The organism is Conexibacter sp. SYSU D00693 (assembly GCF_017084525.1).
Classification (GTDB): domain Bacteria; phylum Actinomycetota; class Thermoleophilia; order Solirubrobacterales; family Solirubrobacteraceae; genus Baekduia.
Window position 1 is genome coordinate 910,870 of record NZ_CP070950.1, and the last position, 15,896, is coordinate 926,765.

A 15,896-nucleotide genomic window follows, 5' to 3' on the forward strand; every position below is an offset into this window, starting at 1 on the left:
TCTAGCTCCAGTCGCGGATGTCGACGAAGTGGCCGGCGATCGCGGCGGCGGCGGCCATCTCCGGGGAGACGAGGTGCGTGCGCCCGCCGCGGCCCTGACGGCCCTCGAAGTTGCGGTTCGAGGTGCTCGCGCAGCGCTCGCCCGGGTCCAGCGTGTCCGGGTTCATGCCCAGGCACATCGAGCAGCCCGCGCCGCGCCAGTCGAAGCCCGCGGCCTTGAAGACCTCGTCGAGGCCCTCGGCCTCGGCCTGCGCCTTCACCTGGACCGACCCCGGGACGACCATCGCGTGGACGTCCGAGGCGACCTTGCGGCCCTCGACGACCTTCGCGGCGGCACGCAGGTCACCGATGCGCGAGTTCGTGCAGGAGCCGATGAAGATGCGGTCGAGCTTGACGTCCTGCATCGGCGTGCCGGGCTCGAGGCCCATGTACTGCAGCGCGCGCTGCTCGCCCTCGGTCTGCGGCTGCGGGACCGCCTCGGTGACCGGGATGACCTGCGCCGGCGTCGTGCCCCACGAGACCATCGGGCTGATCGCGCCGACGTCGACGACGACCTCCTTGTCGAAGGTCGCGCCTTCCTCGGTGAAGAGCTCGCGCCAGGCCGGGTCGACCGTCCCGCCGTGCTCCTGCACCCAGGCGAAGGTCGTCTCGTCCGGGGCGATCATGCCCGCGCGGCCGCCGCCCTCGATCGTCATGTTGCAGATCGTCATGCGGCCCTCCATGGAGAGCGCCTCGATCGCCGGGCCGGCGAACTCGACGACGTGCCCGACGGCGCCGTCGACGCCCATCTGGCCGATCGTCGCGAGGATCATGTCCTTGGCGGTGACGCCGAAGCCGCGCTCGCCCTCGTAGCGGATGCGCATCGCCTTGGGCTTGTGCTGGACGAGGCACTGCGTGGCCAGCACGTGCTCGACCTCGCTCGTGCCGATGCCGAACGCCAGCGCGCCGAACGCGCCGTGCGTGGCGGTGTGCGAGTCGCCGCAGACGATCGTCATCCCCGGCTGGGTCAGCCCGAGCTCGGGCCCGATGACGTGGACGATCCCCTGGTGCTCGGAGCCGAGGCTGAAGACCGGGACGCCGAACTCCGCGCAGTTGGCCTCGAGCGTCTCGACCTGCTTGCGGCTGAGCTCGTCGCGGATGCGGGCGGCGATCGGCGTGCCGTCGGTCGGCACGTTGTGGTCGGCCGTGGCGATCGTGCGGTCGGGCCGGCGCACGGGGCGCCCGGCGAGCCGGAGGCCGTCGAAGGCCTGCGGGCTGGTGACCTCGTGCACGAGGTGCAGGTCGATGTACAGCAGGTTCGGCGCGACCTCGTGGGCCTGCCAGATCTTGTCGAACAGCGTCTGGGGCATCGTGGCTCTCGGGTGGTGTGGGATCAGCTCCGGCGCAGCCCCGCCGACACCACGGCCAGCAGGACGGCCTCGTCGGGGCCGGGGTTCTCGAAGCGGTGGGGCAGGTCGGCGTCGAACGTCACGGTGTCGCCGGCCTCCAGGGACGTCGTGGCGCCGTCGATGTGCAGGACGACCCGGCCCTGCTCGACCAGCGCGATCTCGCGACTGCCGGGCTCGTGCATCGGCGGGTCGCCCTCGCCGCCGGTCGTCGCGCCGGGCGCGAGGACGTGGCGGCTGAGCTCGGCGCGCTGACCGGGCAGCGGCGGCGTCAGGACCTCGAAGGCGTGGCCGGCGGCGCCGCCGCCGCGCCGGCGGTCGCCCGCGCGAACGACGGTGACCATCCCCTCCTCGTCCAGGCGCAGGAGCTGGCTGAGGCGCAGCTCCAGCCCCGCCGCGATGCGGCCGGCCACCTGGAGGGTCGGGCTCGTCTCGCCGCGCTCGACCTGGGAGAGCATCGGGGCACTGACGCCCGAGCGCTCCGCGAGGTCGCGCAGCGACAGGCCCATGCCCTCGCGCAGCGCGCGCACGCGCGGGCCGACGTGGATCTGCGCGTCGATGGTGGGCTCGGCGACGGCCATCTGGAGGACTGTACGCTATCACGTACAGCTGTATGCCGCTAGGCCGGAGCATCGGCGCCGTCGAGGATCCGCGCCAGGACCCGCGCCGTGGTGACCAGGTCGTCGACGGCGACGCGCTCGTCGACCGCGTGGGCCAGCTCGATCCCCGGCGGGCCGACCATCACCGTGGGGACGCCGGCCGCGCAGAAGAGCCGCATGTCGGCGCCGTAGGGCACCCCGATCACCCGCCCGGGACGTCCCAGCTCCGCGCCGACCGCCGCGAGCGCGAGCCGGGCGACGGGGCCGTCGTGGTCGGTCTGGGCGGAGGCGAACTGGCCGCCGGTCCACGCCACGCTCGCCTCGGGACACGCGGCGCGGACCGCCGCCTCGACCGCCGCGCGCGCCGCCCCCGGGTCCTCCCCCACCCGCACGGGCGCCCGCCCCTCGAAGTCCAGGCGGTCGGGGACCGAGCTCGACCACTCCCCCGCCGCGAGCCGGCCGACGAGCAGCGGGTAGGGCAGCGGGAGCTCGCGCATGAGCGGATGTGCCACGTCCGCGTTGAGCTCCGCCTCGAGCGCCGCGAGCGCCGCATGGACGGGCACGTAGCGGTCGATCGCGCTTACGCCCTCGAGGCGCTGCGCGGCGTGGGCCGCCACGCCGGGGACGGTGCCGGTGAAGGTCAGCGCGCCGGCCTGCGCGCAGACGACGTCGAAGCCCGTCGGCTCCGGGATGACGCAGAGGTCGAAGGCGGCGTCGTCCCGCACGGCGGCGAAGGCGCCCAGGCCGCCGTCCTCCTCGGAGGCCACCGCGAGCAGGACGGCCTCGACGGCGCCGCCGGACGTGCGGGCGTGGGCGGCGAGCGCGTGGAGCGCGGCGACCGTCGCGCCCTTCATGTCGACGCTGCCGCGGCCGTGCAGCCAGCCGTCGGCCACGACGCCCGACCACGGGCCGTGCGCCCACGGGACCGTCCCGGGCGCGACCACGTCGACGTGGCCGCACAGCGCCACGCGCCGCGCCGCGCCGCCGCCGGGGGCTCGGACCGTCAGGCCCCACAGCTCGTCGCGCGGTGCCTCCTCGCCCGGGTGGTCGGGGTGGGCGCGCAGCGCCGCGAGGTCGTGGCGGCGCAGCTCGGGCTCGAGGCCCAGGGCGGCGGCGAGCTCGCCGAGGCGCTCGAGCGCCGCCCGCTCGTCGCCGGTGACCGAGGGCACCTGGACGAGCGCCGCGGCGTCGCGCACGAGCGCGCCGGGGTCGACGAGCTCGTGCGCGCGCACGCGGGCTACGGGGTGGCGGTGCCGGCCGCCACGCGGTCCTCGGCGGCGACGCGCGCGCGGCGCACCGCGGTGCCGAGCGCCCGCACGTAGGCGGTCGCCGAGGCGGCGATGATGTCGGTGGCCACGGCCTGCCCGGCGCCCGTGACCCGCTCGCCGTCGAGCACGCCCGGGATGTCGGTCTTCACCGCGTCGCCGGGACGGCCGAGCTCGACGACGACGCTGACCTCGCCGAGCGCGTCCTCGCCGCCGGTGACGGCGCCGACGCGGTACTCGCGCAGGCGGGCGTCGATGCCGGTCGCCGCCGAGATCGCGCGGAAGATCGCGTCGACCGGGCCGTCGCCCGTGAACGAGCCCTCGACGACCTCGCCCTCGGGCGTGCGCACGCCCACGGTCGCGTGCGGCGGGCGGCGGGTCGAGGCCTCGACGTCGAACCACTCGACCTCGTAGACCGCCGCCTGGCCGCGCAGCTCGTCGGTGACGAGCGCCTCGAGGTCCATCGCCGTCACCTGCTTCTTGACGTCGGCGATCTCCTTGAAGCGCTGGAAGGCGTGGTTGAGCGCCGCCCCGTCGAGGCGGTGGCCCAGCTCCTCCAGCGCCTGGCGCAGCGCGTGGCGGCCGGAGTGCTTGCCCAGGACGATGTCGTTGCCCTCCAGGCCGACGGACCGTGCGTCCATGATCTCGTAGGTCGAGCGCTCCTTCAGAACGCCGTCCTGGTGGATGCCCGACTCGTGGGCGAAGGCGTTGCGTCCGACGACGGCCTTGTTGGGCTGCACCGGGTAGCCGGTGAGCCGCGAGACCAGCCGCGACGTGCGAGCGATCTCCGTCGACTCCGCGCCGGTGTGCAGGCCCAGGTCGGCGCTGCGGGTCCGGAAGAGCATGATGAGCTCCTCCAGGGACGCGTTGCCCGCGCGCTCGCCGATGCCGTTGACCGCGCACTCGACCTGGCGCGCGCCGGCCTGGACGCCGGCCAGCGAGTTGGCGACCGCCAGCCCGAGGTCGTCGTGGCAGTGCACGGACAGCACGACGTCGTGCAGGCCGGGGACCAGCTCGTAGAGGCGGCGCAGGAACGCCGCGTACTCCAGCGGCGTGGCGTAGCCGACGGTGTCCGGGATGTTGATCGTCGTCGCGCCCTCCTCGATCGCCGCCTGCAGCACCGAGGCGCAGAACTCGACGTCCGAGCGGGTCGCGTCCATCGGCGAGAACTCGACGTCGTCGCACAGCGCGCGGGCGTGGGCCACGGCGGCGCGCGCCTGGCCCAGGACGTCCTCGCGCGTGGACTGCAGCTGGTGCTCGATGTGGATGTCCGACGTCGACAGGAAGGTGTGGATCCGCGGGCGCTGGCTGTCGCGCACCGCGTCGGCCGCGCGCTCGATGTCGGCGGCGTGGGCGCGGGCCAGGCCGCAGATGATCGGTCCCTCCACCTCGCGGGCGATCGCCTCGACCGCGGCGAAGTCCCCCGGAGAGGCGATGGGGAAGCCCGCCTCGATGACGTCCACCCCGAGGCGCGCGAGCTGGTGGGCGATCTCGAGCTTCTCGGTCTTGTTGAGCGAGATGCCGGGCGACTGCTCGCCGTCGCGCAGCGTGGTGTCGAACAGCAGGACGCGGTTCGGGTCTTCGGGCTTCGTCATGGCGTGCTTCACGGTTCCTCTCTGGGCTTCGACCTGCGGACTCCTCGGGACTGGTTCGCGGCTTCTGGCGGCCGCCACGCGCAGCTGCTCCCCCTAGCGGGGGAGGAGGAGAAGTCGGAGGTCGAGCAGGGCGTGGGCCATGCGACGGTCGGAATCTAGCAGCCCGTCAAGGGCCCGGTTGGGACCGCCGGTCTCCGACGGCCAGGTCGTCTGCGTGCGAGCCCCCGTGGAGGTCGACGTACTCGTTGCCGTCCACGTCCCAGATGCGGCTGCCGCGGGCGTGCGTGACCACGACCGGGTACGGCTCGTCGAGGCGCCCCGCGCCGGTCACGCCACCGGGCAGCACGCGGCGCCGGCCGGGCAGCATCTCCGCCGACCGGACGGTGCTCACGGGCGTCTCCTGGACCATGGTCGGCAGGCTCGCGCGCCCGGGGCTCGCGCCCCAGCGCCCGGGTGGCCCGACCGTCCAGCCCCGAGCCGTCCACGCTGTCCAGCCGGGCCCTCGGCGTTCCGCTCAGCGGAAAGCGGCGCGCGGTGGGTACCAGAGGACCGTGCCGCCCCTGCGCACGGGCAACGACCGCGCCGACGCCCAGGACGACTTCCTGCGCGCCCGGCGGCGGCGTGCGCTGACACGGCTGCTGCGGATGCTCGGGCGCGCCGGCGACGTCGACGTGATCCTGCCCTTCGACGAGGTCGTCGCCGCGCTCGGCCGTGTCGGCGAGCGCGACCTGGGCGTCCAGCTCGTGGAGGTCGACTCGATCCTCGGCACGGTGGACCGGCCCCACGGCTTCGACCGCGAGTTCCGCCCGACCACCGCCCGGGTCCGCGGGCGCTGGGAGCGCATCGCGACCGCCCGGCGCCGCGGCGAGCCGCTGCCGCCCGTCGAGCTCTTCCGCGTGGGGGACGTGCACTTCGTCCGCGACGGCCACCACCGTGTCTCGGTGGCGCGGGCCATGGGCGACGACGTGCTCGAGGCGCACGTCGTCGAGGTCCTCACCCGCGTGGGCGCCGACCGGACGCTGCGCCTCTCGGACCTGCCGCTCAAGAGCCACGAGCGGCTCTTCCACGAGCGCATCCCGCTGCCGCCCCAGGCGCTGCCGCGGGTCCGGCTCGCCGACTCGCTGCGCTACGGCGAGCTCGCGGAGTCCATCGAGGCGTGGGGCTTTCGCCGCGGCCAGGAGGAGGACCGCCTGCTCGACCGCGAGGAGCTCGGGCGCCGGTGGCTGCAGGAGGAGCTCGAGCCGGTCTGCGGGCTGCTGCACGAGGCCGACATGGTCCTGCCGGACGAGAGCGACGCCGACGCGTACCTGCGCGTCGCCTGCGACCGCTACCGCCTGCTGCACACGTCGGAGTGGAGCGAGGACGTCCTCGCCCGCCTGCGCGAGCGTCAGCGCTGAAAGGTGCCAGGCACCTTTCAGCCGGTGGCCGTGGCCCGGGGCTCGAGGCGCGACCCGCCGTCGGGGTCGAAGAGGTGGAGCTTCTCGGCGTCGAGCCAGAGCTTGAGGCGCTCGCCGGCCCGGGCCTCGGACTCGGCGGCGAGGCGGGCCACGACGCGGCCCGACTCCCCCGCGCTGGGGACGTCGGCCATGCCCGAGTCGGCCGCCAGCTCCTCGAGCTCGGCGCTCTGCGCGGTCTCGCCCTCGTAGGCGAAGTACGCGTAGAGCTCGGAGCCCATCGACTCGACGAGCTCGACGTCGGCCTCGAACTCGTAGGCCGTGCCCTGGTGGTGCTCGGGCGCGAGCGCCGCGTCCTCGAAGGACTCGGGTCGGATGCCGCAGATCACCCGTCCCTCGCGCACGCCGCGCAGCGCGTCGGGCGGCGGGACCTCGCCGAAGGGCAGGACGACGCGGTCGCCCCGCACCTCGGCCGGGAAGAAGTTCATCGCCGGCGAGCCGATGAAGCCCGCGACGAAGAGGTTGGCGGGGTGCTCGTAGAGCTGCTTGGGCGTGTCGACCTGCTGGATGACCCCGGCGCGCATCACCGCCACGCGGTCGCCGAGGGTCATCGCCTCGGTCTGGTCGTGGGTGACGTAGACCGTCGTGGTCCCGAGGCGCTGCTGGATGCGCGAGACCTCGGTGCGCATCTGCACGCGCAGCTTCGCGTCGAGGTTCGACAGCGGCTCGTCCATGAGGAAGGCCTTGGGGTTGCGGACGATCGCCCGGCCCATCGCCACGCGCTGGCGCTGGCCGCCCGACAGGTTGGCCGGCTTGCGGTCGAGGTGCTGCTCGAGGTCCAGGATCCGCGCCGCCTCGGTGACCTTCTGGTCGATCTCCTCCTTCGGCGTCCCCGCGAGCTTCAGCGCGAAGCCCATGTTCTCGCGCACCGTCATGTGCGGGTACAGCGCGTAGTTCTGGAAGACCATCGCGATGTCGCGGTCCTTCGGCGCGCGGTCGTTGACGACCTCGTCGCCGATGCGCAGCTGGCCCTCGGTGATGTCCTCGAGGCCGGCGATCATCCGCAGCGCCGTCGACTTCCCGCAGCCCGACGGACCGACGAGGATCATGAACTCGCCGTCCTCGATGTCGAGGTCGACCGACTTGACCGCCTCGTAGCCGTCGCCGTAGCGCTTGGAGACGTGGTCGAGCTGGATGCGTGCCATCTGGCGGGTGCTCCTCCCCAGGTCAGCCCTTCACCGCGCCGGACGTCAGCCCGGCCACGATGCGGCGCTGGAAGATCAGGACGAAGACGATGATCGGGATGGTGACCAGGATCGCCGCGGCGGCGATGTTCCCGGTCGGCGCGGTGAACTGGCTCTCGCCCTGGAAGAAGGCGATGGCCGCTGGGACCGTGCGCGAGCGGTCCGACGACGTCAGCGAGATCGCGAAGACGAAGTCGTTCCAGCAGAAGATGAAGACGAGGATCGCCGCGGTGAACATGCCCGGGGCGGCGAGCGGGACGATGACCTTGCGGAAGGCCTGGAACGGCGTGGCGCCGTCGACCTGCGCGGCCTGCTCGAGCTCCCACGGGATCTCGCGGAAGAACGCGACGAGCGTGTAGATCGCCAGCGGCAGCGCGAAGGTGAGGTACGGGATGATGAGCCCGACGTAGGTGTCGTAGATCCCGAGCGTCCGCCACATGTCGAACAGCGGGCCGACGGTCGAGATCGGCGGGAACATCGCGATGGCCAGCGCGCCGCCGAGGATCAGGCGCCGGCCCGGGAAGTCCAGCCGCGCGATCGCGTAGGCGGTGAACGACGCCAGTGTGATCGCGATGACCGTCGCGATGAGCGCGATCGCCACGGAGTTGATCAGCGGCCGCAGCATCGGGCTGTCGAAGCCGCCCTCGAACAGCGTCTTGTAGTTGTCGAAGGTGAACGCGTCCGGGATGAGCCGCCCGTCGCCGATCGTCGCCGGCGTCTTGAGCGACAGCATCAGCAGCCAGAAGACGGGGAACAGCGCGGCGATGACCACCGCGACGAGGCCGATCGTCCAGAACGTGTGCTCGCGGGTCCCGCGCTCGCCCATGGCCTAGCGGTCCTCCCCCGGGGTCTGCGCCCCGAGCCCACGCACGAAGAGGAACGCGATGGCCAGGACGACCAGGAAGATCAGGACGCTCACCGCCGATCCCAGGCCGAGGTTGAGCCGGGAGATGAGCTGGTTGTAGCCGACGATCGAGATCGACTCCGTGTTCTCCGCACCGCGGGTCATCACGAAGATCGAGTCGAAGACCCGGAAGGCGTCGAGCATGCGGAAGAGCAGCGCGACGAGGATCGCCGGCTTCATCAGCGGCAGGGTGATCCGCCAGAAGCGCTGCCACGCGGTGGCGCCGTCGACCTTCGCCGCCTCGTAGAGGCCCTCGTCGATCGTCGTGAGGCCGGCGAGGAGCAGGAGCGCCATGAACGGCGTGGTCTTCCAGACCTCGGCGAAGATGACGACCGCCATCGCGCTCCACTTCTCGCCGAACCACGCCTTGTCGTCGGCGACGAACGGCAGCCCGTTGACGAAGCCACTGGCCGGGTCGAACGCGTAGTACCAGGCGAACGCCGCGACGACCGTGACGATGCCGTAGGGCACGAGCACCGCGGTGCGCACGAGCCCGCGGCCGAAGATCGCGCGGTGCATGACCATCGCGAGCGCCATCCCGAGCACGAGCTCGACGGCCACCGACACGAGCGCGATGAACGCCGTGTTGAACAGCGAGCTCCACCACAGCTCGGAGGTCAGGACGGTGACGTAGTTGTCCAGGCCGGCGAACCCGCCCTCGCCGGGGAAGCGCAGGTCCACGTCGCGCAGGGAGAGGACGATCGCGTAGCCGATGGGGTACGCGGTCACCAGCAGCATGGCGACGACCGCCGGCGCGCACAGCATCCAGCCCAGCTTGCGCTCGGCCCGGGTGCGATCGCTCATCAGAGCAGCCCCTCGCGCTTGACGGCCTGCTCGACCTTGTCCTTCAGGCGGTCGTAGGCGGCCTTGGGGTCACGCGGGTCGATGTCCGAGACCGGGTGCAGCGCCCGCTGGACGGCCAGGGACAGGTCCTGGTAGGCCGGGGACTCCGACGGCCGGGGCGACGCGTCGGCGATGGAGTCGCGGATCACGTCGGCGAAGCCGGGATAGGCCTTGCGGATCGCCGGCTCGTCGAAGAGGTCCTCGCGCACGGGCGGCAGGCCCTCGAGCTCGGTGACCTCGAGCTGGTTGCGCTTGGAGACGAGGCACTCGACGGCGTCCCACGCCAGGTCCGAGTGCTTCGAGAACTTCGAGACCCCGATGTTGAAGCCGCCCAGCGGCGGGGCGCTCGGGCGGTCGGCGTCGACGGCCGGGTACTTCGCCGCCCCCATCTCCTTGAAGACGTCCGGCGCGTTGGCCTTCGCCGACGGGAAGACGAAGGGGTAGTTGATCATGAAGGCCGAGCTACCCGACTCGAAGCCCATGCGGGCCGAGTCCTCGTTGGAGGTGCCGATGTCGGGGGCGGCCGCCGAGCTGCGGCCCAGGCGCCCCATGAGGGCCAGGGCGCGCTCGGTGGCGCGGGGCTCGAGGCCGACCTGCTCGGGCCCGGTGAGGATGGCGGTCCCGGCCGAGGCGATCATCGCGTTGGCCCAGACGACCAGGCCCTCGTAGCGCTTGGCCTGGACCTGGACCTTGCCCTTGGCCCCGAGGCGCTCGGCCTCGTCGAGCATCTCGTCCCAGGTGCGCGGCGGCTCCTTGACCAGGTCCTTGCGGTACCAGAGCAGCTGGGTGTTGGACCAGATCGGCGCCGCGTAGAGGCGGTCCTCGAACTGCGCGCTGCGCAGGATGGACCGGAAGACGTTGCGCGTCAGCGCCTCGCGGCGCTCGCGCGGCACCTCCTGCACCCAGCCGGCGTTGGCGAACTCGCCGGTCCAGACGACGTCCATGCCGACGAGGTCGATCGAGGAGTCCTCGGCGCCCAGGCGGCGCACGAGCTGCTCGCGCTGCGCGTCGGCCTGCGTGGGCAGCAGCTCGATGCTGATCCGGTAGCGCCCGTCCGAGGCGTCGCTGCAGCGCTTGGCGATCTTCTCGAGCGAGCCGCCGGGCTGCGTCGCGATGAACCAGGTCAGCTTCTGCTGACCGGAGGAGGAGCTGTCGTCGCCGCACGCGGCGGCGCCGAGGGCGAGCGCCGATGCCGTGAGCGCCGCTGCGATGACCCGTCGCATGGCACGGGCCCTCCTACCCCGCTGGTCAGGTCACCGAACCGTCAGATGCGAGATGCCACGAAGCCCTCGCCCGGAACGAGCGTGGTGGGCGCCGGTCCACCGGGCTCCGGTGCGTCGGTGTGGACCACGATCGCCCCGGCGCGCGGCGCCGGCTGGGCCTCGGCCGAGACGTTGACCGCGACGACGTGCGCGCCGCGCGTGAAGGCGACCACGCCATCGGCCGCGTCGAGCAGCTCGAGGGGCCCGCGCAGGTCGCGCCGCGCGGCGATCAGCCGGCGGTAGAGGCCGAGCATGGACGTGGGGTCGCGGGCCTGGACGTCGACCGGCCCGTCGGGCGCCTCGGCGACCGCCAGCCACGGCTCGCCCGTCGTGAAGCCCGCGTGCGGCGCGCCGGCCTCCCAGGGGATCGGGTGGCGGTGCGGGTCGCGCCCCGCCCGGTCGTACCCGGCAGGCGTCTGACACCGGTCGGGGCGGCAGGTGTCAGACGCTCGTCGATCCGGTTGGGAGCTGCCGGGGCCGTCGGCGAGGCCGAGCTCGTCGCCCTGGAAGACGAAGACGTGGCCGGGGAGGCTGAGCAGCAGCAGCGCCGCGGCACGGACCTGCTCGCGACCGACGCGATCGGGCAGCCGCGGGAAGTCGTGGTTGCTGAGCACCCAGCTCATCCGCTCGCCGGGTGCGGCCGCGACGGCTTCGGCGATCGCGCGACGCACGCTCGCCGCCGTCCACGGCGCGTGCAGCAGCTCGAAGGCGAAGCACGTGTCGAGGTGCTCGAGGTAGGGCCCGAGGCGCCGCGACGGCAGGTAGACCTCGCCCACCAGGAACGCGTCGTCGCCGGCGGCGGCACGCAGCTGCGCCAGCGCGGTGGCGATGTCCGGCGCGTTGCGCGAGTGGCGGTGCTCGAGCGCGCGGACGTCGGCAAAGCCCTCGGGCAGCGGCGGCGGGCCATGCGCCGGCGGGTCGTCCCGGCGCTGGGGGTCCTTGAGCAGGCGGTCCAGCGCGTCGAGGCGGAAGCCGTCGACGCCCCGCGCCCGCCAGGTGGCGATCGCCGCGCCGACCGCCGGGGCCACGTCCGGATGGCGCCAGTCGAGGTCGGGCTGCTCGGCGTAGAAGGAGTGCAGGTACCAGCCGCGCCCGCGGCCGTGGGGGTCCGGCGACCACGCGGGCCCGCCGAAGGTCGAGCGCCAGTTGTTCGCCGGCCCGTCGACGCCCGACCAGACGTAGCGCTCGGGGTGCTCGCGGAACCACGGGTGCTCGATCGAGGTGTGGCACGGGACCAGGTCGAGCAGGACCCGCAGCCCGTGGGCGTGTGCGTCGTCGATGAGGCGCTGGGCGTCCTGCACCGTGCCGAAGCGCGGGTCGACGCCCTCGAAGTCGGCGACGTCGTAGCCGCCGTCGGCCATCGGCGACGGGAAGATCGGCGACAGCCACAGCGCGTCGCAGCCCAGCGACGCGATGTGGCCCAGGCGGCGGCGGATGCCCTCCAGGTCCCCCTCGCCGTCGCCGTCGGCGTCGGCGAACGAGCGGGGGTAGACCTGGAAGACGACCAGCGGACTAGAGCGTGATCGAGCGGCCCGCGGTGAAGCCGTCGATCCCGACGACGCCGTCGAGGACCTCGGGCGGGACCGTGGCGTCGGTCGTGACGACCATGACCGCCTCGCCGCTCGCACCGCCCGACACGTCGCGGCCGACCGCGGCCGACACGACGTTGATGCCGGCCTGGCCGAGGGCGGTGCCGACGGCGCCGATGCGCCCCGGCTCGTCGGTGTAGCGGAACAGCGTCAGCTGGTCCTCCAGCTGGACGTCGAAGCGCTGGCCCCAGGCCTCCAGCAGGTGCGGGCGGTTGCGCCGGCCGAACGTCGTGCCGACGACGCGCTCACTGCGGTCGCCCGAGTGGACGGTGATCCGCACGAGGTCCTGGAAGTCGCGCGCCGTCGCGTTCTTCGTCTCGACGAGCTGGATGCCGCGCTCCTCGGCCATCGCCGGGGCGTTGACCTCGTTGACGTCCTCCTCGGTGTGGCCGGCCAGCACGCCGAGCAGGGCGGCGGTGGCCAGCGGCCGGGTATCGCGCTCGGCGATGCGGCCCAGCAGCTCGACCTCGACGCGGTCGACGGAGGAGCCCTCGGCCAGGGAGATCGCGATGCGCCCGAGCTGGCGGCAGAGCGGGACGAACGGGCCGAGCACCTCGAGGTCCTCGGCGGCGATCGCCGGGACGTTGACCGCGGTGGTGACGGCGCCGCCGGTGAGCGCCGCGACGACCTGCTCGGCGGCCTGGAAGCCGGCGCGGTCGGTCGCCTCCGCCGTCGAGGCGCCGAGGTGCGGCGTGACGACGACGTTGTCGAAGCCGAACAGCGGGCTGTCGGTCATCGGCTCGGAGCGGAAGACGTCGAGCGCCGCGCCGCCGACCTTGCCGGACTCCAGGGCGGCCTGGAGGTCCTCGTCGACGATCAGCGGCCCGCGGGCGACGTTGAGGATCCGCACGCCGTCCTTGCACTTGGCCAGCGCCTCGGCGTCGAGCCAGCCCTCGGTCTCCGGCGTCTTGGGCAGGTGGAGGGTCAGGAAGTCCGCGACCGCGTAGACGTCGTCGCTGCTCTCGGCCTTCTCGACCCCGAGCTCGCGGTAGCGCTCGGCGCCCACGTACGGGTCGTAGGCCACGACGCGCATGCCGAAGCCCTTGGCGCGCTGGGCGACGAGCTGGCCGATGCGGCCGAAGCCCAGGATGCCCAGGACCTTGTCCATGAGCTCGACGCCCGAGTACTTCTTGCGGGCCCACTCGCCGCCCTTGAGCGCGGCGTGGGCCTGCGGGACGTTGCGCGCGAGCGCGAGCAGCAGCGCGAGCGTGTGCTCGGCCGCCGTCACGACGTTGGACTGCGGCGCGTTGGCGACGATGATCCCGCGCTTGGTGGCGGCGGGGACGTCGACGTTGTCGACGCCGACGCCGGCGCGGCCGATCGCCCTGAGCGCCGTGGCGTTGGCGAGCATGTCCGCGTCGACCTTCGTGGCGCTGCGGATGAGCAGGCCCTCGAACTCGCCGATGCGCGCGGCCAGGTCGAAGCCGTCCTGGTCGAAGGCCGTGGTGACGTCGAAGTGCTGGCGGAGGAGCTCGACGCCGCTGGCGCCGATGTCCTCCGCGACGAGGACCCGCGTCACGACTGGCGCTCCACGACGAAGTCGATGCAGGCCGTGAGCGCCTCGACGTCGGACGGCTCGATGGCCGGGAACATGCCGACGCGCAGCTGGTTGCGGCCGAGCTTGCGGTAGGGCTCGACGTCGACGATGCCGTTGGCCCGCAGCGTCGCGGCGACCGCGGCGGCGTCGACCGACTCGTCGAAGTCGATCGTGCCGACGACGAGCGAGCGCTTGGCCGCGTCGCGCACGAACGGCGTGGCGAACGACGAGCGCTCCGCCCAGCCGTAGAGCGTCTGCGAGGACTGCGTGGTGCGCCCGACGCAGAAGTCCAGGCCGCCGTTGTCGTTCATCCACTCGACCTGGTCGGCCAGCAGCAGCAGGGTCGCGACCGCCGGCGTGTTGTAGGTCTGGTCCTTGCGGGAGTTGTCCAGCGCCGTGTGGATCGACAGGAAGTCCGGGATCCAGCGGTCGGCGGCGTGCAGCTCCTCGACGCGGGCGATCGCCGCGGGGCTCAGGACCGCGAGCCACAGGCCGCCGTCGGCGGCGAAGGACTTCTGCGGCGCGAAGTAGTAGGCGTCGGCCTGCGCGACGTCGACGGGCAGGCCGCCGGCGCCCGAGGTCGCGTCGATGAGCACGAGCGCGTCACCGTCCGGCCGCTGCACGCCCACCATCACGCCGGTGGAGGTCTCGTTGTGCGCCCAGGCGACGACGTCGCAGGAGGCGTCCGAGGTCGGCGCGGGCGCATCGCCCGGGTCGGCCGAGACGACGACCGGGTCCTGGAGGAACGGGGCGCCCTGGGTGACCTTCGCGAACTTCGAGGAGAACTCGCCGTAGGTGAGGTGCAGCGAGCGGTCGCGCACCATGCCGAAGGCCAGGGCGTCCCAGAAGGCGGTCGTGCCGCCGTTGCCCAGGGCGACCTCGTAGCCGTCGGGCAGGGAGAAGAGCTGCGAGAGCCCCTCGCGCACGCGGCCGACGACGGCCTTCACGGGCTTCTGGCGGTGGGAGGTGCCCATGACCGCCGCGCTGTCGGCGACGTGGGCGAGCTGCTCGGGGCGGACCTTCGAGGGACCGCAGCCGAAGCGCCCGTCGGCGGGCTTGAGGTCCTGCGGGATCTCGAGCGTGTCGGCGCTCGTCGTCACGGTTGGCCTTTCGTCTGGGAAGGGATCGGACGGCGGGTGCCCAGGCGCGCGGCAGGTCCTGCTCCGTCGCTCCCCGGTGGTGTGCTCCACCCAGCGGCGCCAGTCGCGACGGCGCGCCGGAGGATAGCGGAGGCCGGGCGTTCCACCAGGGAGCGCCCGGCCCTCCGGACAGCCGTGGCGGCTAGGCCAGGTCGTCCTTGGAGATCCAGCTCATCATGGCCCGCAGCTCCTTGCCCGTCGTCTCGACCGGCTTGGCCGCCTGCTCCTCGCGCATGCGGTTGAAGTTCTCCTGGCCGGCGCGGTTCTCCGCGATCCACTCGCGGGCGAACTCGCCGTCCTGGATCTCCTTGAGGATCCGCTTCATCTCGGCGCGCGTCTCGTCGGTGATGACGCGCGGGCCGCGGGTGTAGTCGCCGTACTCGGCGGTGTTCGAGATCGAGTAGCGCATGCCGGCCAGGCCCTTCTCGTACATCAGGTCGACGATGAGCTTGAGCTCGTGCAGGCACTCGAAGTACGCCATCTCCGGCGGGTAGCCGGCCTCGACCAGCGTGTCGAAGCCCGCCTGGACCAGCTCGGACGCGCCGCCGCACAGGACGGCCTGCTCGCCGAAGAGGTCGGTCTCGGTCTCGTCCTTGAACGTCGTCTCGAAGACGCCGCCGCGGGTGCAGCCGATGCCCTTGGCGTAGGCCAGGGCCATGTCCTTGGCCTTGCCCGTCGCGTCCTGGTGGATCGCGATGAGGCCCGGCACGCCGGAGCCCTCGAGGTACTGGCGGCGCACGAGGTGGCCGGGGCCCTTCGGGGCGGCGAGGGCGACGTCGACGCCCGGGGGCGGCTCGACCTCGCCGTAGAGCACCGAGAAGCCGTGGCCGAAGAGCAGGAGGTTGCCCTCGGCGACGCCGTCGCGCACGTCCTCCTCCCACACCTGGCGGTGCAGCTCGTCGGGCACGAGGACCATCACGACGTCGCCACGGCTGGCGGCGTCGGCGACGGGCAGCACCTCGAGGCCGGCGTCCTTGGCCTTCTGCACCGAGGACGAGCCCTCGCGCAGGCCTACGACGACGGAGACCCCGGAGTCCTTGAGGTTCTGCGCATGGGCGTGGCCCTGGGAGCCGAAGCCGATGATCGCGACGGTCTTGCCGTCGAGGAGGGAGAGATCCGCGTCGTCGTCGTAGAACATGGA

At 73.0% G+C, this 15,896-nt stretch carries 14 protein-coding genes and 1 riboswitch; of the genes, 1 reads left to right on the forward strand and 13 read right to left on the reverse strand.

The annotated features are described in order from the left end of the window. Position 1: 1 nt before the first annotated feature. The 5 genes from leuC to JUB12_RS04660 form a co-directional block, all read right to left on the reverse strand. Positions 2-1,348, reverse strand: coding sequence for a 3-isopropylmalate dehydratase large subunit (leuC, locus tag JUB12_RS04640; RefSeq protein WP_205698443.1), 1,347 nt, complete (start codon positions 1,346-1,348; stop codon positions 2-4). A 23-nt stretch (positions 1,349-1,371) separates the two neighbouring features. Further along, positions 1,372-1,965: a helix-turn-helix domain-containing protein gene (locus tag JUB12_RS04645; protein WP_205698444.1), complete on the reverse strand. Its 594-nt coding sequence runs from the start codon at positions 1,963-1,965 to the stop codon at positions 1,372-1,374. A 38-nt stretch (positions 1,966-2,003) separates the two neighbouring features. Continuing rightward, on the reverse strand, positions 2,004-3,215 hold the full coding sequence (locus tag JUB12_RS04650) for a M20 family metallopeptidase (RefSeq protein ID WP_205698445.1): 1,212 nt from the start codon (positions 3,213-3,215) through the stop codon (positions 2,004-2,006). Between the two features lie 5 nt (positions 3,216-3,220). After that, the gene (locus tag JUB12_RS04655; protein ID WP_205698446.1) at positions 3,221-4,843 is read right to left on the reverse strand and encodes a 2-isopropylmalate synthase; all 1,623 of its coding nucleotides are present in this window, start codon (positions 4,841-4,843) and stop codon (positions 3,221-3,223) included. A gap of 166 nt (positions 4,844-5,009) precedes the next feature. Next, positions 5,010-5,234 (reverse strand): hypothetical protein, encoded by a 225-nt coding sequence (locus tag JUB12_RS04660; RefSeq protein WP_205698447.1) that lies wholly within the window; start codon positions 5,232-5,234, stop codon positions 5,010-5,012. A gap of 160 nt (positions 5,235-5,394) precedes the next feature. Here JUB12_RS04660 and JUB12_RS04665 point away from each other — a divergent pair, with 160 nt between their 5' ends. Then, a complete protein-coding gene (locus JUB12_RS04665; protein ID WP_205698448.1) occupies positions 5,395-6,240 on the forward strand; it encodes a hypothetical protein in 846 nt (281 codons plus the stop codon). Between the two features lie 17 nt (positions 6,241-6,257). Here the strand turns inward: JUB12_RS04665 and JUB12_RS04670 are convergent, their stop codons facing one another. The 8 genes from JUB12_RS04670 to ilvC all read right to left on the reverse strand — a co-directional run bounded on the left by JUB12_RS04670 (position 6,258) and on the right by ilvC (position 15,893). Further along, on the reverse strand, positions 6,258-7,442 hold the full coding sequence (locus tag JUB12_RS04670; protein ID WP_205698449.1) for an ABC transporter ATP-binding protein: 1,185 nt from the start codon (positions 7,440-7,442) through the stop codon (positions 6,258-6,260). A 22-nt stretch (positions 7,443-7,464) separates the two neighbouring features. Continuing rightward, positions 7,465-8,307 carry a carbohydrate ABC transporter permease gene (locus tag JUB12_RS04675; RefSeq protein ID WP_205698450.1) on the reverse strand — a complete coding sequence of 281 codons (843 nt, stop codon included), beginning with the start codon at positions 8,305-8,307 and terminating at the stop codon, positions 7,465-7,467. A 3-nt stretch (positions 8,308-8,310) separates the two neighbouring features. Beyond that, positions 8,311-9,189, reverse strand: coding sequence for a carbohydrate ABC transporter permease (locus tag JUB12_RS04680; RefSeq protein WP_205698451.1), 879 nt, complete (start codon positions 9,187-9,189; stop codon positions 8,311-8,313). Further along, a complete protein-coding gene (locus tag JUB12_RS04685) occupies positions 9,189-10,451 on the reverse strand; it encodes an extracellular solute-binding protein (protein WP_205698452.1) in 1,263 nt (420 codons plus the stop codon). Before JUB12_RS04685 ends, JUB12_RS04680 begins: the two co-directional genes overlap by 1 nt. Before the next feature lie 41 nt (positions 10,452-10,492). After that, positions 10,493-12,118 carry an alpha-amylase family glycosyl hydrolase gene (locus JUB12_RS04690; RefSeq protein ID WP_205698453.1) on the reverse strand — a complete coding sequence of 542 codons (1,626 nt, stop codon included), beginning with the start codon at positions 12,116-12,118 and terminating at the stop codon, positions 10,493-10,495. Continuing rightward, positions 12,003-13,598: a phosphoglycerate dehydrogenase gene (gene serA / locus JUB12_RS04695; protein WP_205698454.1), complete on the reverse strand. Its 1,596-nt coding sequence runs from the start codon at positions 13,596-13,598 to the stop codon at positions 12,003-12,005. The genes JUB12_RS04690 and serA overlap by 116 nt, the downstream gene beginning before the upstream one ends. Continuing rightward, entirely contained in the window at positions 13,595-14,716 is a 1,122-nt protein-coding gene (serC, locus tag JUB12_RS04700) for a phosphoserine transaminase (RefSeq protein ID WP_205698455.1), read from the reverse strand. Before serC ends, serA begins: the two co-directional genes overlap by 4 nt. Positions 14,717-14,747: 31 nt before the next feature. Then, positions 14,748-14,833: riboswitch (ZMP/ZTP riboswitch) on the reverse strand. A 64-nt stretch (positions 14,834-14,897) separates the two neighbouring features. After that, complete coding sequence (ilvC, locus tag JUB12_RS04705) at positions 14,898-15,893, reverse strand: ketol-acid reductoisomerase (protein WP_205698456.1); 996 nt, start codon at positions 15,891-15,893, stop codon at positions 14,898-14,900. Positions 15,894-15,896 lie beyond the last annotated feature (3 nt).

Bases quoted from the DNA above. Each gene is read 5' to 3' on its own strand.
- leuC (WP_205698443.1), bottom strand. From the start codon at position 1,348: ATGCCCCAGACGCTGTTCGACAAGATCTGGCAGGCCCACGAGGTCGCG.
- JUB12_RS04645 (WP_205698444.1), bottom strand. From the start codon at position 1,965: ATGGCCGTCGCCGAGCCCACCATCGACGCGCAGATCCACGTCGGCCCG.
- JUB12_RS04655 (WP_205698446.1), bottom strand. From the start codon at position 4,843: ATGACGAAGCCCGAAGACCCGAACCGCGTCCTGCTGTTCGACACCACG.
- JUB12_RS04670 (WP_205698449.1), bottom strand. From the start codon at position 7,442: ATGGCACGCATCCAGCTCGACCACGTCTCCAAGCGCTACGGCGACGGC.
- JUB12_RS04675 (WP_205698450.1), bottom strand. From the start codon at position 8,307: ATGGGCGAGCGCGGGACCCGCGAGCACACGTTCTGGACGATCGGCCTC.
- JUB12_RS04680 (WP_205698451.1), bottom strand. From the start codon at position 9,189: ATGAGCGATCGCACCCGGGCCGAGCGCAAGCTGGGCTGGATGCTGTGC.
- JUB12_RS04685 (WP_205698452.1), bottom strand. From the start codon at position 10,451: ATGCGACGGGTCATCGCAGCGGCGCTCACGGCATCGGCGCTCGCCCTC.
- ilvC (WP_205698456.1), bottom strand. From the start codon at position 15,893: ATGTTCTACGACGACGACGCGGATCTCTCCCTCCTCGACGGCAAGACC.